Consider the following 23,532-nt stretch of genomic DNA (forward strand, 5'->3'; position numbering starts at 1 on the left):
TTCAGCCGTCCTGTTTGCGCAACAAGAGGCTCGCGGCCACGAGATAGGCAAGACCGAAGGCGAGCAGGATGAGATGGTTCGGATAGAGTTCGACGAAGCTGCGCGCCTTGGTGATGGTGCCCAGTGAAATGTTCTGGAACCAGAGCGAGGGAAAGCTCATGCCGATGAATCGACCGCTGCCCTGCAGGGCGGCGGCCGGGTAGAGGTAGCCGGAGAAATTGATCGCCGGGACGGTGCTGACGATGGCGGTGACGATGATCGCAGCCACCTGGCTGCGCACGAAGACGGACACGAGAATGCCGAAGGCAGTAGAGGCGAAGATATAGAGCAGGCCGCCCAGCGCGAGCGCGGCAACCGAGCCCTTGACGATTACGCCGAAGGCAAGGCTCGCCAGCACCAAGAGGCTGACGAAACTCGCGCAGCTGAAGAGAATGTAGGGCAGCTGCTTGCCGAGCAGGAACTCCGCGACCGTCGCCGGCGAGGCGTAGAGATTGGTGATCGATCCGAGCTCGCGCTCGCGCACCACGCCGAGGGCGGCGAGCATTGACGGGAAGAGCACCATGAAGATCATGACCAGTCCCGGCGTGAGCGCAAACACGCTGCGGAAATCCTGGTTATAGCGAAAACGCGGCTCGAGCGAGGCCGCCACGAGCTTCGGCACAGCGCCGCGGGTGCGGCGCGCGAGGTCCTCGACATAGGAGAGCACGATGCCGTCCACGTAGTTGCGCGTCGTCTCGGCGTGGAAGGGCGTCGCACCGTCGAGGAAGAAGGCGACCTCGGGCTGGCGGCCGGCGACGAGATCGCGGCCGTAGCCGGGCGGGATGTCGATCACCAGGCGCAGGTCGCCGGCGCGCAGACGACGATCGACCTCCGTCTCGCTGTGCAGGGGCGTCATCTGTCTGAAATAGCGCGAGGCGGCGAAGCTCTCGACCAGTTGCCGGCTGTCGGCGCTGTGGTCGCGATCGAGCACGGCGAAAGACAGGTTCTCCACGTCGAAGGTGATGCCGTATCCAAAGGTCAGAAGCAGCAGCAGCGGACCGAGCAGCGCAAAGCCCAGTCGTACCCAGTCGCGTAGCAGTTCGCGCATCTCGCGGTAGCTGAATGCCCACATGCGGCGCAGCGATGCCCGCAGGCTGTCATTCGGCAGCGGACGGGCTGCCGCCGACGTCGTCCAGACGGCGTGCGCCCCTTCGTCGACCGTCCCGTCGGGATCGGCCTCTTCGAGATAGGCGATGAACGCGTCCTCCAGGCTGGCCGTGTTCCTGGCCTGCCGCAGCTCTTTTGGCGTGCCGACAGCAAGCACCTTGCCGGCGTGCATGAGGGAAACGCGATCGCAGCGCTCGGCCTCGTTCATGAAATGCGTCGACACGAAGATGGTCACGCCGTCGCGGCGGGACAACTCGCCAAGCAGGCGCCAGAACATGTCGCGCGCGGCGGGATCGACCCCGGAGGTCGGCTCGTCGAGGATCATCACCTCGGGGCGATGCAGGCATGCCGCAGCAAGCTGCAGCCGCTGCCGCATGCCGAGCGGCAGGCTCGGCGGCTTGCTGCTTGCCGCCTCGACCAGGCCGAAATGTTCCAGGGCCCGATCGGCAACCTGCTTCACCTCCGCTTCCGCAATACGATAGAGGCGCGCATGCAGCTCGAGATTTTGGCGGACTGTCAGCTCCTCGTAGAGCGAGAAGCCCTGGGACATGTAGCCGACGCGCAGGCGCGTGGCGAGGTCGCCCGCCTCGACGGGACGTCCGAGCAGTTCGGCGCGTCCGTCGCTGATGTCCAACAGGCCGGTGAGCATCTTCATCGTCGTGGTCTTGCCGCAGCCGTTCGAGCCGAGGAACCCGAAGATCTCGCCACGCCGGATGCTGAAGCTGACATGATCGACGGCGACGAAGTCGCCGAACCGGCGCGTCAGCCCCTCGGCCACGATGGCCGGCGTGTCGTCAGCGCTCGGTGGCAAAGGCGCGATGGGCACCATCTCAGGTGCGACGCTGCCGCCGTGTAGCGCGATATAGGCCTGTTCGAAGTGCTGGGTTCCGGTCTGCTTGAGGAGCTCGGACGGAGCGCCCTGCGCCAGCACGCGGCCGGCGTCGATGGCGACGACGTGATCGAAGCGCTCGGCTTCCTCCATATAGGCGGTCGAGACCAGCACTGTGAGCTGCGGACGCTGGGCGCGAATGTCGTCGATCAGCCGCCAGAACTGTCGCCGCGACAGGGGGTCGACGCCGGTGGTCGGTTCGTCGAGGATGAGCAGGTCGGGATCGTGGATCAGCGTGCAGCACAGCGACAGCTTCTGCTTCATGCCGCCCGAGAGATTGCCGGCCGGCCGGTCGGGAAACGGAGCAAGGCCGGTCGCTCTCAACAATTGCTTGATGCGAGCCGCGCGCTCGGTCGCCGACTGGCCGAACAGGCGGCCGAAATAATCGATGTTCTCGGCGACCGATAGGCTCGGATAGAGATTGCGCCCGAGGCCCTGCGGCATGTAGGCGATGCGCGCCATGATGTCGTCGCGGTGGGCGCGCGAAGCGATGTCGCCGCCCAGTGTCCGGATGCTGCCCGCCTGCAAGCGGCGGACGCCGGCGATCAGCGCGAGCAGGGTCGATTTGCCGACGCCGTCAGGCCCGACCAGCGCCGTGGCGCTGCCGGCGCGGACGGACAGGCCGATGTCGGCCAGCGCCGTTACCTTGCCGTAGCGGTAGGCGACCTCGCTGACTTCAACGGCGAAAGGCTCAGCCGGCGACATTGGGCAGCCGGATGGCAAGCCAGGCGGGCCAAGTCGCGTTCGGAGTCACCTGGACATAGGCGTTGCCGCTGAGGCCGGCTTTGACATAGTCCCGGTAGGTGTCGAGCAGCTTCGGGTCGATGGAGAGCTTGACGCGGTACATCAGCTTCTGCCGCTCGTTCTGCGTCTCGACCGTCTTCGGCGTGAACTGCGCCTCGGCAGCGACGAAGGAGACAGTGGCAGGGAACACGGCGTTCGGAACCGAGTCGAGCACGATGCGCGCCTGCGAGCCGAGTGCGATCCGGCCGCTCTCGCCGGTCGGCAGGAAGACGGTCATGTAGACGTCGGAGAGATCGAGGATAGTGACCACACGACCGCCTGCCGCGACCACTTCGCCGGCCTGCACCAGCTTGTACTCGACACGGCCCGACACCGGCGTGTGCAGTTCGGAATCGCTGAGCGTCGCCTCGATCTGCGCGACCTGGGCATCGGCGGCCTCCCTGGCCGCATTGGCTTCGACCATCGCCGCGCGCGCACCCTCGATTTGTGCGGCGGCGACGAGGCTTTGTGCGCGGCGCCGTTCGAGATCGGCCCTGGTTCCGGCGGACGTCTGCTCAAGACGCGTCGCGCGCTGCGTCTCGATCTCGGCCAAGTCGTACTCCGCCTTGCGGATATTGATGTCGGCCTCGGCATGGGTGATGGAGGCTGCGGCGCGCTGAACCGCGGCCTTGGCGCCGGCAAGCTGTGCGCGCAGCTCCGTGGTATCGAGCGCGGCGATCAGCTCGCCCTTCTCAACGGCATCACCTTCCTTGACGCGGACTTGCGCCACCCGCCCGGGCAATTTGGAGGCGATGTCGACGCGCGTCACTTCGATGCGGCCGTTGGCGGTCGCAAGCCCGACAGGGGTCTGCACCGCCATCACTTGCGTCCAGTAGATATATCCGCCTGCAGCAAGCGTAAGCAAGGCGGCGATAGCAAATACTGCGGGGCCACGCATTGTTAGGCGCCATATCTCAACGGTCCGATCGAATGTCTTGAATAGCCTGAGATCGTCGGACCAGCTTGAGTTAGCTCAATGAGGGCGCTGCTTGGCTGGCCTCGTGGTCGACTTGGCAATGACTTGCCCAAGATTTACCCACCGCCCCAGACGCGCTCGCGGTTGGATTTTCGCTGTCAACGGTTGATCCACGATGAGAGGATCTTGGCTCAGAAGAGGGGACTTTTCGGCCTTCTTCCAAACGCCCCTTGAAATCGTTGAATTATCAAACTGATTTTGATTCCGTCATTCGGAGGCCCGGACCCACTTAGCGCGAAGCCCGCGGCGCACTCGCAACAGCGCGGCGGAATTTTTTTGTCATCTTACCTCGCTGCTTCCTGCTTAGCGCGGGCGACCATCTGGGTGGGATCGACGAAACGTAGCGCGATCAGCAGCCAGATCAGCGTGGTGATCATGTAGATGACCGCCATCGCGTCGATCGACTGGCCCGCCCTCACGCCGGCTGCATAGACGGCGTAGTAAAGCGCGACAACCAGCGTCTGGCTATCGGGCCCGGCGGTAAAAAAAGTCAACTCGAACATCGCAATCGTGCGTACCAGTACCAGTAGCAGCGCTGCCAGAATGCCCGGTGCGAGCAGCGGAACCAGGACGTAAACAAACAGCTGCCCCGTCCCGGCGCCGAACACGCGGGCCGCGGACTCGATACGCGGGTCGATTTGCTCGATAAAGGGGATCATCACCAGGATGACGAAAGGCACTGTCGGCACGAGGTTGGCAATGATGACGCCCCAAAATGTTCCGCCGACGCCGAGCCGATAGAGCACGGTCGCGAGCGGAATGCCGAACGTGATCGGCGGGATCATCAGGGGGAGCAGAAACAACAGCATGACGAGCTGCTTGCCGGGGAAGTTGCGGCGGGCCAGCGCATAGGCTGCGGGCACGCCGAACAGCCCTGATAACAGCACCACAGCGCCAACTACCTGGAACGTGGTGATCAACACATCACCGAGCTGAAATTCGTCCCACGCCGAGCGGTACCAGCGAGTCGTGTAGCCGGCCGGCAACCACGTTCCGAGCCATCGCGTGCCGAAGGAGTTGATCACGACCGTCGCAATCATCGCCATGAAGTTGATGATGAAGAAGATAACGGCTGCCCAGATCGCCACGGCCCACAGTCGCTCGGAGATGGTCTTGTCCTGGCCCATTGCCCTTTAGCCCTTTCCGCCACCCGCCGCGCCACGGTAGAACAGGTTTCGCCCCGCGAGTGCCAGCACGACGACGGTGAGTTGCACGAAGCCCATGATCATTGCGATCGTCGCGGCCATGGACGCGTCGTACTGCTCGTAGGCAGCCTGATAGGCAGCGATCGAGATCACTCTTGTATCGCCGGCCGGCGCCCCCAGCAGCACCGCCGACGGAAACACTGAAAACGTTTGAACGAAGGAGAGGCAGAAGTTGACAGCGAGCCCCTGCACCAGCAGCGGCAGCACAATATGGCGGAAGCGCGCTCGGGCCGTGGCCCCGAGCGTTGCGGCGGCCTGCTCGAGCGAGGCATCGATCCCGGTGATATAAGAGAGGGTCAGCAGAAAGGTGAAGGGGAAGCCGGACAGAATCAGGGAGATCATCACGCCGGTGTAGTTGTGCACGAGCCGCAGCGGCGCGCTGATCACGCCCAACAGCATCAGCGTGCGATTCAGCCAGCCCTGCGGACCGAGATAATTGAGCAGGCCCTCGGCGATCAGCACCGTGCCGAGCGTGATCGGGATGACGAGGATTGTCGTCAACAGCCGGCGGCGGTGCAGCTTGCGCACGCGAAGCGCGACCGGAATCGAAACCAGTACGTTGATGATGGTCGCCGGCAGCGCGAGCCGCAATGTCGCGTAAATAGTGTCATAGAGGAACGGGTCGGAGAAGAATTTTCTGTAGTTGGCAAGGAAGTCCCCGGCACGCGGCTTGAATGACAACACCAAACCATAGAGGAACGGATAGACGAAGAGACCGAGCACAAAAAGCACCGCAGGCACCACCAGAAGGGTGATGCCGTCGATGTCATGGAGCGCAAGCCGGACGCGCCAGGGAGTGCGTTCATGAGTACTCTCTTGCGTGGCGCGCGCCAGTCGATCGGAAGTATGGGTCATGATGTGCCCGCATAAATCAGCACGCGGGTCGGATCGGCGGCCAGGAGCACCCGCTCGCCCTTCCGTACTGGTTGCGGTGAGCAGAAATAGAGCTCGGTACCGTCGCTTGCACGTCCGGAGCAGTAGAACTCGCGTCCGTGGTACTGCGCGCTCTCCACAATCGCGGCTACTGGCCCGTCGCTGGCGGGCCTGAGATCGTCGGGCCGAACGGCAACGATCGCCTGATCGGCGGGGCGTTGTTCGATGGCCATCCCTTTGAGCGCAGCGCCGCCGACAGACACCTGAATGCAACCGCTGCCGCCGCCGTCGAGCACGCGCGCGGGCAGCACGTTGCGATAACCCATGAACTCCGCAACATCGGCATGCGCCGGCCGGCCGTAGAGCTCCGCCGGCGTGCCGACCTGGCGCACCGTGCCGTCGCGCATCACGACGATCCGGTCGGCCAGCGAAAGCGCCTCCTCCTGGTCGTGGGTGACATAGATGGTGGCCGAGCCGATCAGGTCATGGATGCGGCGGATCTCCGAGCGCATTTCCAGTCGAAGCTTTGCATCCAGGTTGGACAGCGGCTCATCCATCAAGACCAGCGGCGGTTCGATCACGATGGCACGTGCGATCGCCACGCGTTGTTGCTGACCGCCCGAAAGCTGACCCGGCAGCTTGTCGCCCTGCTGGCCGAGGCGGACGATGGCAAGGGCTTCCTCGACCTTGCGCGCGATCTCCTCCTTTGGCCTGCGTTGCATTGTGAGCCCGAAGCCGATGTTGCGGCGGACTGTCATATGCGGAAACAGCGCATAGTTCTGGAACACCATGCCGAAGCCGCGCTCTTCCGGCTTGAGCCGGTCGATCCGGGTCTGGTCGAGCCAGATGCTGCCGCCGCTCAGCGTGAGCAGGCCTGCGAGGCAGTTGAGTGCGGTCGACTTGCCGCATCCGGACGGGCCGAGGAGTGCAATGAACTCGCCCCGTTTGACGCTCAGGCTGACGCCCTTGAGGGCGTTCAGCATGCCAAAGCTGCGATTCAGGTCCTCCAGCCGGAGCTCGCGGAAGTCACGTCCTGCAATCGACATGTATCAAGAACTCCAGGAGAACCAGGCTGCTCTCATCTGAGGGCCATAAAGGCAGGCCACCCCGCGTCATTTCTTCTTTTGGGCGCCGATCTGCTCATCCCAGCGACCGAAGGCGTAGACGAGCTTATCGGGTGTCAGCGGCAGCTCCTGTGGGTTGCCAGTGATCGCGGCCTCATATTCCGCGCGACCGAATTCCTTGATGACGTCTTGGCTGTCCTGTGGCGCCATCGCCAGCGTGACATCCTTCACTGCCGGTCCCGGATAAAAGTAGCCGGTGTCGTAGGTGGTGGCCTGCGCGTCTTTGCCGAGCAGATAGTTGAGGAGATCGAGCAGCACCGCGAGCTTGTCAGGGCTGACGCCCTTGGGGATACACAGATAGTGGGCGTCGAGAATCCAGTGGAAGCCTTTCAGGAAGAAGACCTTTGCTTCTTTCGGCACAACGCCGAGCGCACGCGGGTTGATGTCCCAGCCCATCTGTGAGGGGATCATGTCGCGCGAACCTTCGCCGAGCTCCTTCATCACCGCGCCCGTACCCGCGGGATAATATTCGACGTTTTGCCCAAGCTCCTTGAGGAACGACCATGTCTTGTCCCAGCCGTCCTTTGGATCCTTCGGGTCTTTGTCCCCGAGGATGTAGGGAAGCCCCATCATGAATACGCGGCCCGGACCCGAGTTGGCGGGACGTGCGTACATGAATCGGTTGGGATTGGCCTTGGCCCAGGCCAGCAACTCCTCGGCCGTGCCCGGCACCTGCTTCACCTTCTCGGGCATGTATTCCATCACGGGGCCTGCTGGACAGAAGACAATGCAAACGCCCTGATTGGCCGCGAGCCCCTGCATGGCGCGCGCGCCCGGCAGATAGATATCGTCGAGCTTCGGCAGCTTGTCCGCGTAGTCCTTCACGGTCGGAATCCAGAGGTTCTGGTCGACTCCCGCTGAGAGCGCATCGATGCCGGTCAGCACGCCGTCAATGTCGACCCGGCCAGCGTCCTGTTGCGCCTTGATTTTGCCGGGCAGCTCCGGCGCCGGCGCCTTGGTAAAGGTGATCTTGGAGACGAGACTGGGCTTCTTGGCGCGGTAGGCCTCGATCGCCTTCTGCGTCAAAGCCAGGTTGCCGGCAACGTCGACGATGTTCAAGGAAACGGGGGAGGACGGCAGCGGCGGAGACGCCGCGAAAGCGCGACCGTTGAAGGCGAACGAGCCGGCGAGGCCCGCGACGACGTTGCGGCGAGTAGGTGCAAATGTCATGGCCGTTCTCTCTCCCTTTTGAATTGGCGCGCAACGTCTTGCGCGATGCTTATGGTAAGTTGTCGGCTTGTACTTTCCGCGGCCGCTTCCGGGCTTCTTGATCGAGTGCTTCGCGCCGCGGCTGCAGATTTCCGTCCTCTTCGGCGAAATAGTCGTACTTCCCACCCTTGAGAATCTCGATGGTCTTCAGAATTCCCCGCGTGTGGGTGCGCATGGCCGCGACAGCGCCCTCGCGATCCCGGGCGCAGAGCCCGTCGATGATGAGGGCGTGCTGGGCGATGACAGATGGTTGTTTGTGCAGGATCGTCATAGCGAGATAGCGCACGCGATCCATCTGTGCCTTGGCACCGGCCACAAACTGCCAGGCTGTCGGATGGCCGGCGATCGAAAAAATCCGGGCATGCATGGCCTCGTCGGCGCGGATAAAGCCCTCCTCGTCGCCGCTTCGCTGCAATGCGCGCTGGCGATCCAGAAGAGCCTTCAGGTCATCGGCCTGCCTGGAATCCATCTGCGCGACCGCCTTTTCGACCGCGGCGCATTCCAGCGTCTCGCGAACGAATTGGCTGTCCAAGACCTCGGCGAGTTTGATCGGTGCGACGAACGAGCCATATTGCGGAAATATCTCGACCAGGCCTTCATCAGCGAGCTTGATCATGGCCTCCCGGATTGGCGTTCGCGATACGCGAAAACGTTGGACCAATTCCTGATCGGTTAGGCCGGCGCGTGGCGGCAGGCGACCGCAGATGATGTCGCGGCGCAGGAGGGCATGGATCTGCTCTGCGATGGTATTGCGCCTCAACAGAATTGCGTCGGCCTCGGCGGGTGCGGAGCTGATTGGACGGCCGCCTTGGCGACCGCGATCGCGCGCCGTGCGTCGGTCCAAGCTTTCCTCCCATCTTAGAATTGGAACACTAGTATATTAGTCCGCCCCGTAGCGTCAACTCGTTGGAAATCTGGGTCAAGAGAGCGCCGAGCATCGAAACGGCCGTCAAATTGCTCAAAGAGGCCGGCAGGCCAGCTTACGGCCGAAGATTGTTTTGCTAACGCTACTGCTCTTGGGAGCGGACGCCGCGGCCCGAGCGGGTTATGCGAGAACTTGTCCGCATGAATCAGTTTTGCTGTTTCTGCCGTGACTCGCGCGGTCCGGCTCATCGCTTCGATAGCGAACAGCCGAACGACCGCGGGCCTGATTCCTGACGTGCCGCATGATTTCGAGATCGGTGTCCCAAGCGACTATTGCACAGTTGCATTCATAGTAATGATAGACGTGCCATGACCTGTTGGACCCTTGCCCGTCGCGGCGACCGCGAAGCTATCCGGACCTTTGTAGCCGGCCTTCGCCGTGTACACATAGGTCGTTACGTTAAGCTTCGTCAGGGTGCCGTGCGCAGGCTTTGTCGCGATCTTCGAACTCAGCATTTCGCCGGCGATTCTGACGGGAAACTGGCAGCTTCCACCTGAAGCGACGGCGAAATAACCGGTCGAGTTGACTCCCCAGTCGGACAACGTCCCGGTGGCCGGGCACTCCGAGGCTGCGAACGCCGGCGAAGACGCAAGTCCAATGTGTGCGAAGATTGCGGCAAACGTACAGACCGTAAACTTGTGCATTGTCGTCCTCCTCCAGATGGTGAGTATCAATGTCGCCAATCTGTGACACTGGGACGTTCTGTCTCTTGCGATAAGTCAAAGGTGCGAACGTGATTTGGCGTGAGGCTCAAGTGTAAGGCGCCGCAGAACCTGCGCGTATTCTGTCTGTCGCTTTGCCGTTCCCGAAGATGGTTGCGGGCCGCGTGAGAACGCGAGGATGGATGGAAGTCCAGATGCTTGCGACACGAGGGGAGCCATAGCGGTGAACACAAGCGTCTTCGCCGAGACGGGGCGAACGAGGAGTAAGCTGCGGCAAATTGCGCGGGAGCTCTTGAGGGGGACTGGCATGTCTGCGTTTGAAGTGTCTTTGGTCAGTCCGGCAGGGATCGTGTTTCTCGGCGAGGCTCATCAGGTCGATCTGCCGGGAATTGAAGGCGATCTCGGTGTCCTTGCCGGACACGCGCCGACGTGGCGCTCTAGCACTGCAGTCTCGGCGAGGTTCGCGTAAGCACCTTCGGGACGAGTAACCCAATCTGGCAAGCAGTGCTTCGATACCGCTGACGGTACTCAGGGGGAGCTGAGGTTGATCTAAGTCAAAGGTTGGACTGAGAGAAATGCTGTCGTGATCCTTAACCAGCATGCGATCAATCCGCTCCCGGGGACAGGAGAAGGAAGTATGCACAGCATGTTTCGAATCAGGTGCAGCCGCTTCGTTGCTTCAGCCGGCCTCGTTGCAATTTGCTTCTGCGCCGCGCCGCTGGCAACAGCCCAAGAACTTCTGCTGCCCGCGTCGCGAGATGAAATTGCCGATCGCGAGCGTCTGTCCTCGTGGACGCTGGACAAGTTCCCCGCGCAACCGTTCATGAAGGAAATCTACTGGGGCCGGAATGCACAGGAACTGCCGGCGTTTTTTCGAGATTCACTGGTGCAGTACGTCGCACGAACCTACTACATGAACCGCGACAATTTCGACGGAACCAAGTCGCAGGCTTATGCCGCAGGTGGATGGCTTGCGATCCGATCTGGTCTGATCGGCGACCTGTTCGGCGTTCACGCCGCATTCTATGGATCGGAGAAGATATTTGGTCCTCCGGACCAAGACGGTACGAAGTTGTTGGCGCCGGGCCAGAACAACATCAATACCTTGGGGCAGATCTACGGACGGATTCAACTTGGCGACCAGGAAATCCGTGGCGGCCGGCAATTGGTCGACACGCCATTGATCAATCCTCAAGACAATCGGATGGTGCCCAATACGTTCGAGGCCGCGACGCTTGTATCGTTACCGGACAAGGATCGCCTCTACGACTACGCCCTTGGTTACATCTGGAATATCAAGCCGCGCGATTCGAACGATTTCATTTCGATGTCGAATGCGCTTGCCGGAACCGGTACAGAGGGCACGCCATTTGGAATGATGAGGCTGCGCCCGATCCCTGGCCTCGTGCTGACGGCGATGGATTACAACGTCCAGAATTTCATCAATTCCGGTTTCGGCCAGGCGGAGTATGACTTCAGGCAGCCAAAGGGAATGCCAAACTTCATCTTGGGCGGCAATGTCATCGCCCAGACGAGCGTCGGCGACAACCTGCTGACGGGCAATTCATTCGAGACCTATCAGGCTTCTGCAAAGGCACAGATGGCGTATGCCGGCTGGACGCTCTTCGTTGCGGGATCGGCGACAGGAAACCAGTCCAAGATCTATTCGCCTTTTGGCACCAAACCGAACTACACGGACATGCAGCAGGTGTCCTTTGACAACGCCGGCGAGAAGGCAATCGGCGGCAGCGCGGCCTATGATTTCGCGGCCTTTGGGCTCCCCGGATTGAGCACCGGTGCCTGGTATAGCCAGGGGTGGGGAGCCCTGAATCCGCTGACCAACGTGGCGATCCCCGACCGTCGAGAACTGGACGTATGGTTGCAGTACCGGCCGACCGAAGGCCCCTTGAAAGGCCTGCGGCTGAAGACGCAGTACTCAAATGCTTGGCAACAAGGCAACTTGCGCCCCACACAGCAAGAATTCCGCTTGATTGCCGATTACACTGTTCTCTTCAGGCCGGAACCGTCGGTGTCGAAGCAATAGGGGAGCCACTTTCTCCTGAACACAATTAAGCGTAGCGCGAATACACGGGCTCGCATTGCACCGATGTGTCACGAGTTCGACGGCGCTTCTCTGTCTGTCGAGGCTCCCGGGGGACGGTCCGATGGCAACCGACAGGCCGGCGCGCGAAGGCTGGTCAGATGGCCCCGGTGATCGCGTCGCCTGAATTTTTCAGGGTATTCAGGCATATGGTCTTGGCGTGGTACCCTCCCGCCCCAGCCAAGTGCTCCCTAACCCTCGTATTGATCCGGTCCCATCGCCCACGACGCCTGGTCGTGGCCGTAGGCGTAGTTGCGGTTGTTGACGGCGGGATTGCGATTGACCAGCGGCCGCATGAACATCGGGTGCGTCGCGCTGCGCACCTCGTGCTCGACCGTGAAGAGAGGCTTGCCGCTGTCGAGATCGACGATGTCGCAGAAACGGTACTGGTACTGATTGTCCTCGCGCGAGATCAAATCGTGCGCCAGCAGCTTGCGATAGGGGCCCGAGAAATCGGTGATGTACATCTGCACATGGTGGCCGTCATAGCCGGGCTGCGGCCGGTCGGTCTCGCGGAACAAGAGGTGCTGGTCGCGGCCGGTCTGCACCGCGGCAACCTTGCCGTCACCGTTGCGCAAGGCCGCGGGCATGCCCATGATTTCTGGATAGAAGGCGCAGATCGCCTGCGCCGATCCCACCGGCACATCGAACTCGACATAGGGGATGCCGATCGTGATGCGCCCGAAGCGCGCGGCGTCGGGTTCATGGACGCGAATGCGGTTGCCCCAGGGGCAGGTCGCCTCGACATAATCATTGTGCTCGGCGTAGGCGAAGGCCGTGCCTTCGAGCTTGCTCTTGACCGAGGCCAGTCGCGCCAGCAGCGCCTCGCGTCCTTCGATGACGAGCCCGGTATGGCCGCGCAGCACCTGTGGCTTGCCCTGCGGCAGGTGAAACTGGCTCCGACCGGCGTTGATCCACATGTTGGTGTCTGAGACCATCAGATAGGGATCGCGGGTCAGCCCGAGGCCCGTGACGTAGAACAGCGTGGCGAGGCGCTGATCCGGAACCGTGATGTTGACGTGCTCGAAATGGATGGCGTTGCCGAGATCTTCTGCGGATCGATCGAATTGTTGCGGCATGGGTGTGCGCTTCCGGCTGGAGGGACTGCTGGCTCCATACTAGAGCAGAATTTCCGCCAGCCGAAACGGGTTGTCCGATCACATCTTGAGAGCGAGGCCGGTTGTGGGCTGCCACCTTGCCGCGGCACCCATTCCCTGTAATCTGCCGGGAAAGACATAAGGAATGAGGCCGATGGGGGGAGTTCTGGACGGCGTGCGCGTCCTCGATTTCGGGCGCTATATCGCGGGGCCATATTGCGCGACATTGCTGGCCGAGTTCGGGGCCGAAGTCATTCGCGTGGAGAAGCGCGACGGCAGCGAGGACCGCTTCGTGGCGCCGGTCGGCGAAGGCGGCGAGGGCGCGCTGTTTCTTCAGATCAACCGCAACAAGAAGTGCATCACGCTCGATCCGATGACGGACGAAGGGCAGGAGGTGATGCGCAAGCTGATCGCGACCGCGGACGTCGTCGTCGCCAATCTGCCACCGCAGACCCTGCGCGCGATGAAGCTCGACTATGAGCGGCTCAAGGCGATCAAGCCGGACATCATCCTGACGACAGCCACAGCGTTCGGCGGGCCGGGCCCCTGGTCTGACCGCGTCGGCTTTGATGGCGTCGGCCAGGTCATGTCGGGCTCGGTCTACATGACCGGTGCCGGCGATCCGCCGTATCGGGCCGCGGTGAACTGGGTGGATTTCGGCACCGCGCTGCATTGCGCCTTCGGGACGCTTGCCGCGCTGATCGAGCGCGGCAAATCCGGACGCGGGCAGATCGTCGAGGGCGCGCTGCTGGCGACCGCTCTGTCCTTCACCAATGCGACGCTGATCGAGCAGGCGGTCATCAACGTCAGCCGCGTTCCGACAGGCAATCTCGGCCAGACTGCCGCGCCTGCGGATATCTATCGCACCAAAGATGGCTGGGTGCTGTGCCAGGTCACGGGTCATCCGCTGTTCAAGCGCTGGGCGAAGCTGATGGGCGAGGAGGAGTTTTGGCTGAACGATCCGCGCTTTGCCGACGATATCAGCCGCGGCAACAACGGCCCTGTCATCAGCGAGCGCATGGCGCGCTGGTGCGCGATGCGCACCACGCAGGAGGCTGTCGACACGCTCGGCAAGGCGATGATACCGACCGGGCCGGTCTTAAGCCCGCAGCAGGCGCTGGATCATCCGCACATTCGCGCCGCCGGCTTCTTGCAGGACGTCGACTATCCCGGCTTGCCGAAGCAGGCGCCGGTTGCGCGCGCTGCCGTCAGGCTCTCGGAAACGCCCGGCGAAATCGCATCGCGTCCGCCGACGCTTGGCGAACACACTGATTCCGTGCTCGCGGAACTCGGCTATGACAAGGCCGCGATTGCAGCGCTGCGGCAGAGCGGCATCATTTAGCCGCGACGTGATCACAAGAGTGGAAATCGGCCGGCGCGTCTGCTAGACGACTGGCGGCTCATCCTCGCGCATTGTGCGTTTGCCGGCGACCTCTGCGTCGCACGAGGTTGGTGGAGAGGCGCATGTTCGTGCGCCCCATCCCATATGCATGACCATTCGCAACCGAATCAACATGAGCTCGGTGGCGCCTGGCATTGACGATTGCTTACGACGAGAAACGGATTCACGTGCGTCATTCCAAGCCATTGCGGCCAGCCAAGAACGCGGCAATCAAGAAAGCGGCAGTCAAGAGTTCGCCCAAGAAGCGCGCGCTCGCAAAGAGCCCGACAAGCAGGCGCACGCCAGCCAAGGCTTCGCCGAAGCCGGGCAAGGGCGCGCCGCGCGCCACGATCTCCTCGTCGTCGCCGCTGGGCATGATGGCGCTGCATCTGCTGGCACAATGGAAAGAGTCCGGCCGCGGCGGTCTCGCGTTCCTCGCCGAGAGCGAGAACAGGGCGGAGCGACTCGGCAGTATCATTCATGCGCTGGACCCGTCCTGCGAGGTCCTGGTGTTTCCGCGGCTGAACACCCTGCCGTTCGACCAGTTGGAACCATCGCGCGAGATCGCTGGCCGTCGTGCCTCGGTGCTGCGGCGCCTGGCGAAAGCCAAGCAGCCGATCTTCCTCATCTCCACGGCCGAAGCCGTGATGGAGCGCCTGCCGCTGCCGGCGAGCCTGTTGCGTCTGAACACGGGTTTGAAGGTCGGCGGCACGTTTTCCGAGGGCGAGCTTCGCGCGCGCCTGGAAGAGCTGGGCTATGATCTCGACGACGAGCCGGATTACCCGGGCGGTGCGCTGTTTCACGGCCAGACTTTCGAGATCTTTCCGGCCGGAGCGCTGGGGCCGTTCCGGGTGGAGCATTCCGGGCGCGCCATCAAGCGGATCGTGGCGTTCGACCCGCAACAGCACGACATCATCTTCGAGACAAAGGAGCTTCTCGTCGATCCCATGTCGGAACGAACAGCCCTATCGGGGGCGCGCGCGAGGCGTGCGACGCTGTTCGACTATTGCGGCAAGGCCAGGTGGATTGCGGACGCCGGCGTGTCTGATCATGCCGATGCCTGGTTGAGCACGATCGAGGAGGCCGCCGGCCGCGCGGACAGGGAGCGCGAATATCTGGCGCGCAGCGACTGGAAGCAGGCGACCCGCGGCATGAAAGTGCTGGCGCGCATCTCTCCATTCCAGCCAACGCCGGAATTCTCAAAGCTGTCGTCCGCCAGGAAGTCTCTTCGCGCCTTCGTCGAGGAGACCAGGCGCGCCGGCTCGCGCTTCATCCTCGTCGCCGCGCAGGAGGAAGATTTGCGCGCGATGGAGCGGATGAGCGGCGTCAAGACGGAGCGCGTCACGGATTGGGCGGAGGTTGACGAGGCGCGCCATCGCGACGTCGCGCTGCTCGCCGATCTCGATGGCGGTTTCGTCATTCCAGGCAAAAAGCCTGCTGTCGTCCTGACCGCGACCGACGTGCTCGGCAGCCGCGCGCACCATCCGCAACCGATGGCGCGAAGCTGGAGCGCGGCATTCGATCATGCCGACGTGCCGGAGCAGGGCACGGTGGTCGTGCATCTGCAGCGCGGCATCGGCGTGCTCGATGGCCTGCAGACCGTCAACACCGGCGGCGGGGCCATGCGCGAGATGGTCCGCCTGTCCTTCGCCGGCGACAATGCGGTCCTCGTGCCGCCGCCCGATCTGGCGCTGATGTGGCCGTATTCGACCGAGCGCGGCAAGCTCGCGCTCGACAAGGCCGATGGCAGCACATGGTGGGCGCGCCGCAGCGCGGCCGAGCAGGAGATCCAGGCCGCCGGCAAGGTGCTTGCCAAGCACATCAGCCAGCGCAAGCGCCGCAAGGCAGAAAAGCTGGTCCCGCCGGGGGCGCCTTACGAAAAATTCGTTGCGCGCTTTCCTTATTTCACCACCATCGATCAGGCCAAGGCGATCCACGACGTTCTGGACGACCTCGCATCCGGCCATCCCATGGACCGTGTGATCTGCGGCGACGTCGGCTTCGGCAAGACCGAGGTGGCGCTGCGCGCGGCGGCGGCCGTGGTGCTTTCGGGCAAGCAGGTCGCGATCGCGGTGCCGACGACCGTGCTGGCGCGGCAGCATGTTGCGACCTTCCGCAAGCGCTTTGCGCCCCTCGAAATCGAGGTCGGCAGCCTGTCGCGCGCCACCTCGGGCGCCGAGGTGCGGGAAACCAGGGAAGGCCTGCGCAGCGGCCGGATCAAGATCGTGGTCGGCACGCAGGCGCTCACCTCGAAGGACGTGAGGTTTGACGATCTCGGCCTCGTCATCATCGACGAGGAGCAGCATTTTGGTGCGGCCGAGAAGGCAAAACTCTCCGGGCTCGCCAAGAACGCCCATACGCTCTGGATGAGCGCCACGCCGATCCCGCGCACGCTCGCCGCGGGTCTTGCCGGTTTCAGGGATCTCAGCCTCATCGCCTCGCCGCCAGTGCATCGCTTGCCGGTCGCAACCAAGATCGCGCCGCTGTCGGATGCCGCCATTGCCTCGGCTTTGCTGCGCGAGCAGCGGCGGCACGGCCAAAGCTTTCTGATCTGCCCGCGCATCCAGGATCTCGAGCCGATGCTGGCCCGCGTGCAGGCGGTGGCGCCCGATCTCAAGATCGTCTGTCTGCACGGCAAATTGCCGGCCGATGAGATCGACGAACGCATGATGACCTTCGTCGAGGGCAAGGCCGACGTGCTGCTTGCCACCAACATCGTCGAGAGCGGCCTCGATATCCCGCGCGCCAACACCATCGTGGTGTGCTGGCCGGAAAATTTCGGCCTTGCCCAGTTGCACCAGCTGCGCGGGCGCGTCGGGCGCGGCGGCATCCGCGCCTTCGCCTATCTCCTGACCGAGTCGGCCTCGGGGCAATCAGAGAAGCGGCTCGCCGTGCTGGAAGAGTTCAGCCGGCCGGGCGCGGGCTTTGCCATCAGCGAGCGCGACCTCGATCTACGCGGCGCGGGCGACCTGTTCTCGGAGCAGCAATCCGGCCACGTCCAGGTGTTCGGCCCGGTGCTCTACAGCCATCTGCTCAAGATGGCCTCGGAGAAGGTCGACGACGGCATGTCCGTGGTGTGGGTACCCGACCTCAATCTGCCGATCGCGGACATGCTGCCGCCGAGCTACGTGCAATCCAACCCCGTGCGGCTGGAGCTCTATGCCCGCGCCGCACGCTGCGCCAGCGAGGACGATCTCGACGATCTCGAGGAGGAAACCTCGCGCCGCTTCGGACCGTTGCCGCAGGCCGCCCGCGATTTCTTTGCGGCGGCGCGACTGCGGCTGGATTGCAAGCGCCGCGGCATCATCCGCCTCGACGTCGGGCAAAGCGCGGTGGCCGCGACGTTCCTGCCGGGACGGCTGCGTAAGTCCAAGGGCAAGTCGCTGCAACGCGATGGCGACCGCGTCATCTACCACAGCCAGACCCGCGATGCCCCGTTCGACATGGTCGAGGAATTGTTCGAGGTTCTCGACGAGACGTGAAGGGGGCGTGGACTCATAGAGGCCATGTCTGGTCCGGAGGACCGAGCGGAAAGCATCTACGTGGTTTGAGCTTTACAGGTTTTGACCCGAAGCGAACTCTTTGGTCATGGCTTTCTGGACCTTACGTAAGCCGAAATTGACGTTAATCCAAAAGGAATGGCGATTGCGGCTACGAAAACGAAAAGGAAGAATGCCGAGTAGACCAAGGCATCTAGCCCAATACTAAATATCCGATAAAGCGCGCCCGAAATCAGCGTCGCCAACAGCGTCAAAAGGACCAGCACGTACGGGTGGATGGGACGAAGTGTGAAAACTCCGAACCAAAGGAGTGCGAGCGCAGGGTAGCAGAGTGTTTTCGGGTCTTGATATCCGCCGAATAGAAGCCCGAGGCCTAGAGCCGCAACCAAGATCAAGCCAAGTGCTTTGCCAGCCCACATCTCCTTTCTCCACGATCAGTCGCTAGAAGAGTTCATCAGCAATTCGAAACCGCTACGGGCCGTGCATCAGTTGATTGCGACAATCCTGAATGTATGCCGCCAATACGATGAGGGAACCGCCTAACCAGACAATCATTGGCAAAATCCGGCTATGCCAAAACGCTCGGTATTTCTCGTCGGTTCGCCAACTACGTCGGCGACGCCATCGCTCCTGAGCCAATTTCCCGGCTGCTAAGAAGCCGATTATTGCCATACCCCCAGCGACAAACATTCCGACCTCGGGAGAGCGAATGTACGCCATCAAAATCCTCTCCCAAGAGTTGAATTGTTGGAATAATACACTCCTTTAGGAGAACGCCAACTTTGATCTCAAATACGGATACCGCGAGGTAAAGAACGCTGGCCAATTGCGACCTCAGAGAATGTCCAGTTCTGGTCCGGTATTTGGAAGTTGACCGGAGATCGGTCGACCTGCCCCTCAAATGCGGACGCGCCCTGGCCTAGAGCGAGCTGCCGCCACAGATCACGAACTGCTGCCCGGTGATGGCGGCAGCTTCGTCCGAGAGCAGGAATGCCACGGCGGCCGCGACTTCCTCCGGCTGAATGAAGCGGCCGATCGGCGGCAGCTTTGGCGCGATGGTGGCGCGCGTCGGGTCCTTCAACATCGGCGTCTCGGTCGCGGCGGGCGCGACGACATTCACCGTGATGCCGCGTGGCGCGAGCTCGATCGCCCAGGATCGCGCCAGCGCCACCAGCGCCGCCTTCGTTGCGGCATATTGACCGCGGCCGGCTGCGCCCGATGCGGTGCGGCTGCCGATGAAGACGATGCGCCCGCCCTTCGGCAGGCGCGGCGCCAGCGCATCGGCGAGGCGTTCGGCGACATCGACATGTAGCCGCCACATCGCAGCGCCGTCGTCATGGTCGAGCGATCCGAGCGGGGCGACCTTCAGCAGGCCAGCGGCATGAACCAGCGCCGTCGGCGCGAGATCGGCGACGGCAGCGGCAATGGAATCGACCTCTGCAAGATCGAGCGACAAATGCTCGAACGCCGGATGATCGAACGTGACAGGCCGGCGGCTGATCCCGGTGACGCGCCAGTCGTCGCGCAGCAGGCGCTCGACGATCGCTGCGCCAATCCCCGAGCTGGCGCCCGTGACGAGCGCGTGTGGCCGCTTGTCCATCGCTTCAGCCCCGCGTCACCCATGGCTCGGTCACGCGGACATATTTGATCGCGCGGCGATGGAACGTGAAGGCCATGTGGATCGCGCCGTCGGCGGTCTGCTTGACGGAGGGGTAGGACAGCTCACGATTGGTCTGGTCGCGTGAATTGTTGGTCATGCAATAGCCGTCGCCAATTTCCACATTGCGCTTGCGCCAGCTCTTGCCACCGTCGGCCGAGATCGCCAGCGTCATCGGCGCCCTCGGCGCGCCCCAGAACGCAGTGCGTCCATCCGCCTTGCTGCCGTCGCCGGCGAGCACGGGCGGAAGGTCGTCCTCGATCTCGTCATAGAGCGAGAGGCGCCGCCCGGTTGCGTCCTTGGCGCTGGAATCGTTGAAGACCAGCGCGAGATGGCCGTTGCCGAGCCGCGTCAGTTGGATCGAGGAGTTGTTGTTGGGCAGCGCGGTCGCTTCAGGCGCCGACCAGCTGCGGCCGTGATCGGTCGACCGGCTCTGATAGATGTTGTCGGCCCAGCGGCTGCGATACATTGCCAGCAGCGAGCCGTCGTCGAGGCGCACGATGCTCATATGCACGCAGCCGCGGCTGCCTGATACCTCGACATCGCGCCAGGTCTTGCCGGCATCGGACGAGATCTTCACCGCGCTGGTGTCCTCGTCGCCGTTCCATTTTTGGCCCGGCGTGCTGTGGCAATAGAACACCGGCAACAGCCAGTCGCCATTGTCGAGCACGACGATCGGCTGGCGGATGAAGGTGCCGCGGCCGCGATATTCAGGAAACAGCGTTCCGATCGGGCCCCAGCTCTTGCCATGATCGCGCGAGAGGCGGCGGCGGATGATGGCGGTGTCCTGGTTGCCCGCAAGCTGCGCCGTCCACATCAGCCACAGCGTGCCGTCGGGGGCAGGGAACAGCACCGGGTTCTGCTCGGAGCGGCCGGAATCATCCGACAGTTTTTTCGCGGGCGACCATTGCGTCGCGCCGCGCGGAAGCCGCGAGAAATAGACCGAGATGTCGGACATGCCCTCCTGCGTGCCGCCGAACCAGACGCAGGCGAGATCGCCATTGGCGAGCGGCATCAGATTGGCGGCGTGGTTCTGTACACAAGGCGAGGGAATGAAGGCGTCGAACCTATCGGGATCGCCGGCCGCCTGGCGAACGGCGCCGTCGGCCGCGATCTCGAGTTCGGTGGTCACGACCTCGGTCCCGATGGTCATGTCGAAGTCCTTTCAACGAAAGCATTGGATTGCGCGGCCGGGGCGGCGGGCGCGGCGCCCATCACCAGGCGCTCGATCGCCATCACCAGCAACGGCGTCACCGCGGCGATGTACATGTTGTCGATGCCGAAGGGATTGCCGAGCAGGTACCAGACCGTGGTCGAGACCGCAGCGCCGATCAGGCCGGCTGTGGCGCCGCGGTTGCTGGCGAACAGCGGCAGATAGAAACCCAGCATCGCCACCATCGTGATCGACAGCCGCAGCGCGCGCGTGAAGAACGACAGTTTCAGGATCTCCGGAATGAAGAACACGAACACCAGCGGCACGATCGCGATCACGATCGAGAACACGCGCGTCATCTTCAGCTCGCGCTCCGGCGTAGGCTTCCAATAGGGCACGTAGAAATCGCGCACCACGAGCGAGGCGATCGCGAGCGCCACGGTGCAGACGCTGACGAAGATCGAGGCGACCAGCGAGGTCGTCACGAAGGCGGAGGCCAGCGGCGGCATCTTCTCCAAAAATACCGGCAGCGCGTAGAGGCTGTTCATGTCGGGATAGAGATACTTCGCGGCAACGCCGATCAGCGCGAGCAGGAAGCCGAGCGGAAGGCAGAACGCCGCCGCGTAGTAGGTCGCCCTGCGGGCCTCATTCGCGCTCGGCGTCGAGGAGATCGCCTGCACGATGAACTGCGTCGAGAAGATCGCGCCCACGGTGCCGAAGGTCCAGGCGAAGATGGTGGCAAAGCCGATCTTGCCGTCCCAGCTGAAATAATAGGCCGGCAGCCTGGCCTGCATCGGCGCGATGCCGCCGGTCAGCGACATCGCGACCGCAAAGATGATGATGACTCCGACCACCTTGAAGGCGCTGTGCAGGATCGTCACCCAGGCGACGCCCTTCAGTCCGCCGAACACATAGTAGAAGGTCGAGACCACGGCGATGATGCACATCGCAACCGGCAGGCTGACATGCAGCGCGGTGGCGATCGCAGCGGCGCCGCTGACGTAATTGCCGACATTAACCAGCAGCAGCGCGTAGATCATGATCACCGACACCGTGAGCATGGTCGACTTGCCGTATTTCTGCGCGATCGCCGCCGAGATGGTGTATTCGCCGGAATTGTAGAGCTTCCTCACCATCAAGAGGCCAAACAGCAGGAAGCCGATTGAGGCGCCGAGCACGGCCCAGCCTGCGGCCATGCCCGACTGGAACGCTTCCTGCGCGGTGCCGACGGTCGATTTGGCGCCGACGAATTCGCTCATCATCAGCACGCCGACGACCACGGCCGGCATCGCGCGCGAAGCGGTCATGAACTGATCGCTGGTGCGGCTGCGCAGCTTGAACGTGAGCCAGGAGGTGAAGGCGATATAGGCGACGATCATCGCGATGACGAGCGTGCTGTCGCCGTTGAGGATGGCTTGCATCGGTGACGTTTCCTCTGGTGTTGCGGACGCGGTGTTGTGATCCCGCTTTGCCCAGCCAATAAAAATGTTCGGAATGCGAACAAATGTTGTTGAAATCCATTAAACCTGCCCGTGCACGGCGCGTCAAGGCGCGGGGGGCCGAGCAGTCGGGAAAATCCGGGTTCCAGGAGCAGGGTTGGCGCTATGACGCCGCCGTAACTGCGGCCAGCGGGGCGCCATCATCGTGCGAATGTGCGAGCTACTCGGCGCCACGCTTCCAGGCGCCGGTGCCGAGCTTGCCTGTGATGACAGCCAGCGTGTCGTGGATCTCGTAGGCGCCGCCATCGCTGTAGTTCGACAGGCCCCTGGTCGCGTGCAGGGTCCAGCGGCCGTTCGCGGCGGTGATCGTGCCTTCGTGTGGACGCGCCGAGCGCTGCGGCTCGGCGTGGAATCTGTAGGTGCCGTCGCCCATGATCTGCCAGATCCAGCGTGATTGGCCGCGGCCGCTCGGCACCATGATCTCCCAGGTGCCGACCAGCGCGGGATCGATCGCTGGCGGCGTCGGCGTTTGCGGAGCAGGGGACACGGCAGCTGGTAGCGGGCCGGGCGGGGCCGCCTGCTCGCTGCCATCAGCTGGCCGGCCGGCGAGGTAGATTGCCTTGCGCGACAGCGAGCCGTAGACGAACGGCTGCTGCTCGTTGCGCGTTGCCTCCATCACGTCGTCGCGGACATTGCGGAACATGAAGGTGACCTCGACGCCTGATACCTCGATATTGCGCAGGAGCGCCGCCGCAAACGGGCTGTTGCGCGCGTCGCCGTCCAGCGCCGTGGTGCCGTCGCGCGCGGCATAAGCGACGAGAACGTTACCAACAGGCTCGATGCGGCCGAGCCCGCTCGCGGGAGCTGCGCGCGTGGCGATCGACCTGTTCATCTTTGCCGCAAACGGATTGTTGCGGCAGGCGTCGAGGATGACGAGGCCGAGGCTCGTGGTGTTCGACACCTGCAACATCACGCTCTGCAAATTGATGGCTTCATTCGCCGCGTCCGTATCCCGCTTCAGCTCCGCGTCAACGGGGATCAGCCAGTTCTCGCCATTGATCTCCATGCCATGGCCGGCGAAATACACAGCCGCCATGTCGGCTCCGGCGGCCTCGCGCCCCAGCGCGATCAGGCCGCGCCGCATCTCGTCGAAGCTCGCATTCGTTGCCAGGGTGACGGTGAAGCCAAGTCGTTTCAGCGCCGCGGCAATGTCGCTCGCGTCGTTCGGCGGATTGAGCAGCGCCGGTACGTTCCTGTAGGCGCCATTGCCGATGACGAGCGCGACCCGCCGGCCTTCGGCAGTTGCGGCCGCACGCGCCGCGCCCGCAAACACCGACGCCGCCGTCAATCCCGAAACGAATTCGCGCCGGTTCATCCTGAACTCGCTCGCTCGACCGCGTCTCGATCCTAGC

16 protein-coding genes and 1 pseudogene are annotated in these 23,532 nt (G+C 63.2%); 4 read left to right on the forward strand and 13 right to left on the reverse strand.

Features of this window, described 5'->3' with window-relative positions; all coding sequences use genetic code 11:
- Position 1: 1 nt before the first annotated feature.
- From rbbA to L6639_RS20895, 8 genes are all read right to left on the reverse strand, one after another.
- Entirely contained in the window at positions 2-2,740 is a 2,739-nt protein-coding gene (rbbA, locus tag L6639_RS20860; RefSeq protein WP_237863508.1) for a ribosome-associated ATPase/putative transporter RbbA, read from the reverse strand.
- Positions 2,727-3,638, reverse strand: coding sequence for an HlyD family secretion protein (locus L6639_RS20865; RefSeq protein WP_237863509.1), 912 nt, complete (start codon positions 3,636-3,638; stop codon positions 2,727-2,729). The genes rbbA and L6639_RS20865 overlap by 14 nt, the downstream gene beginning before the upstream one ends.
- A 440-nt stretch (positions 3,639-4,078) precedes the next feature.
- Positions 4,079-4,921 (reverse strand): ABC transporter permease, encoded by an 843-nt coding sequence (locus tag L6639_RS20870; protein ID WP_237863510.1) that lies wholly within the window; start codon positions 4,919-4,921, stop codon positions 4,079-4,081.
- Positions 4,922-4,927: 6 nt separating this feature from the next.
- Positions 4,928-5,854 (reverse strand): ABC transporter permease, encoded by a 927-nt coding sequence (locus L6639_RS20875; RefSeq protein WP_237863511.1) that lies wholly within the window; start codon positions 5,852-5,854, stop codon positions 4,928-4,930.
- Positions 5,851-6,918: an ABC transporter ATP-binding protein gene (locus L6639_RS20880; RefSeq protein WP_237863512.1), complete on the reverse strand. Its 1,068-nt coding sequence runs from the start codon at positions 6,916-6,918 to the stop codon at positions 5,851-5,853. Before L6639_RS20880 ends, L6639_RS20875 begins: the two co-directional genes overlap by 4 nt.
- A gap of 66 nt (positions 6,919-6,984) precedes the next feature.
- Positions 6,985-8,166, reverse strand: coding sequence for an extracellular solute-binding protein (locus tag L6639_RS20885; protein ID WP_237863513.1), 1,182 nt, complete (start codon positions 8,164-8,166; stop codon positions 6,985-6,987).
- A gap of 49 nt (positions 8,167-8,215) precedes the next feature.
- Positions 8,216-9,049 (reverse strand): GntR family transcriptional regulator, encoded by an 834-nt coding sequence (locus L6639_RS20890; protein WP_237863514.1) that lies wholly within the window; start codon positions 9,047-9,049, stop codon positions 8,216-8,218.
- A gap of 350 nt (positions 9,050-9,399) precedes the next feature.
- On the reverse strand, positions 9,400-9,774 hold the full coding sequence (locus L6639_RS20895) for an Ig-like domain-containing protein (protein ID WP_237863515.1): 375 nt from the start codon (positions 9,772-9,774) through the stop codon (positions 9,400-9,402).
- Between the two features lie 325 nt (positions 9,775-10,099).
- On the opposite strand from L6639_RS20895, the pseudogene atpC reads away from it, so the two are divergent.
- Positions 10,100-10,219, forward strand: a pseudogene (atpC, locus tag L6639_RS20900) (F0F1 ATP synthase subunit epsilon); the annotation flags it as partial.
- Between the two features lie 210 nt (positions 10,220-10,429).
- Positions 10,430-11,836 carry an OprD family outer membrane porin gene (locus L6639_RS20905; RefSeq protein ID WP_237863516.1) on the forward strand — a complete coding sequence of 469 codons (1,407 nt, stop codon included), beginning with the start codon at positions 10,430-10,432 and terminating at the stop codon, positions 11,834-11,836.
- A gap of 248 nt (positions 11,837-12,084) precedes the next feature.
- Here L6639_RS20905 and L6639_RS20910 read toward each other — a convergent pair whose 3' ends face one another.
- Entirely contained in the window at positions 12,085-12,972 is an 888-nt protein-coding gene (locus L6639_RS20910) for a VOC family protein (RefSeq protein ID WP_237863517.1), read from the reverse strand.
- Between the two features lie 172 nt (positions 12,973-13,144).
- Between L6639_RS20910 and L6639_RS20915 the strand changes: the two genes are divergently transcribed.
- Together L6639_RS20915 and L6639_RS20920 are read left to right on the forward strand one after the other, a co-directional pair.
- Positions 13,145-14,332, forward strand: a complete 1,188-nt coding sequence (locus L6639_RS20915) for a CaiB/BaiF CoA transferase family protein (RefSeq protein WP_237863518.1) — start codon at positions 13,145-13,147, stop codon at positions 14,330-14,332.
- Positions 14,333-14,745: 413 nt separating this feature from the next.
- Positions 14,746-17,853 (forward strand): DEAD/DEAH box helicase, encoded by a 3,108-nt coding sequence (locus L6639_RS20920; RefSeq protein ID WP_338076553.1) that lies wholly within the window; start codon positions 14,746-14,748, stop codon positions 17,851-17,853.
- Between the two features lie 937 nt (positions 17,854-18,790).
- Here the strand turns inward: L6639_RS20920 and L6639_RS20925 are convergent.
- The 4 genes from L6639_RS20925 to L6639_RS20940 form a co-directional block, all read right to left on the reverse strand.
- Complete coding sequence (locus L6639_RS20925) at positions 18,791-19,471, reverse strand: SDR family NAD(P)-dependent oxidoreductase (RefSeq protein ID WP_237863519.1); 681 nt, start codon at positions 19,469-19,471, stop codon at positions 18,791-18,793.
- 4 nt (positions 19,472-19,475) lie between these two features.
- Positions 19,476-20,681, reverse strand: a complete 1,206-nt coding sequence (locus L6639_RS20930; protein ID WP_237863520.1) for a sialidase family protein — start codon at positions 20,679-20,681, stop codon at positions 19,476-19,478.
- Positions 20,678-22,102 (reverse strand): sodium:solute symporter family protein, encoded by a 1,425-nt coding sequence (locus L6639_RS20935; RefSeq protein WP_237863521.1) that lies wholly within the window; start codon positions 22,100-22,102, stop codon positions 20,678-20,680. The genes L6639_RS20930 and L6639_RS20935 overlap by 4 nt, the downstream gene beginning before the upstream one ends.
- A gap of 238 nt (positions 22,103-22,340) precedes the next feature.
- Positions 22,341-23,495 carry a caspase family protein gene (locus L6639_RS20940; RefSeq protein WP_237863522.1) on the reverse strand — a complete coding sequence of 385 codons (1,155 nt, stop codon included), beginning with the start codon at positions 23,493-23,495 and terminating at the stop codon, positions 22,341-22,343.
- Positions 23,496-23,532: the final 37 nt, after the last annotated feature.

The sequence above is a fragment of the Bradyrhizobium zhengyangense genome, from assembly GCF_022012555.1.
GTDB lineage: Bacteria > Pseudomonadota > Alphaproteobacteria > Rhizobiales > Xanthobacteraceae > Bradyrhizobium > Bradyrhizobium zhengyangense.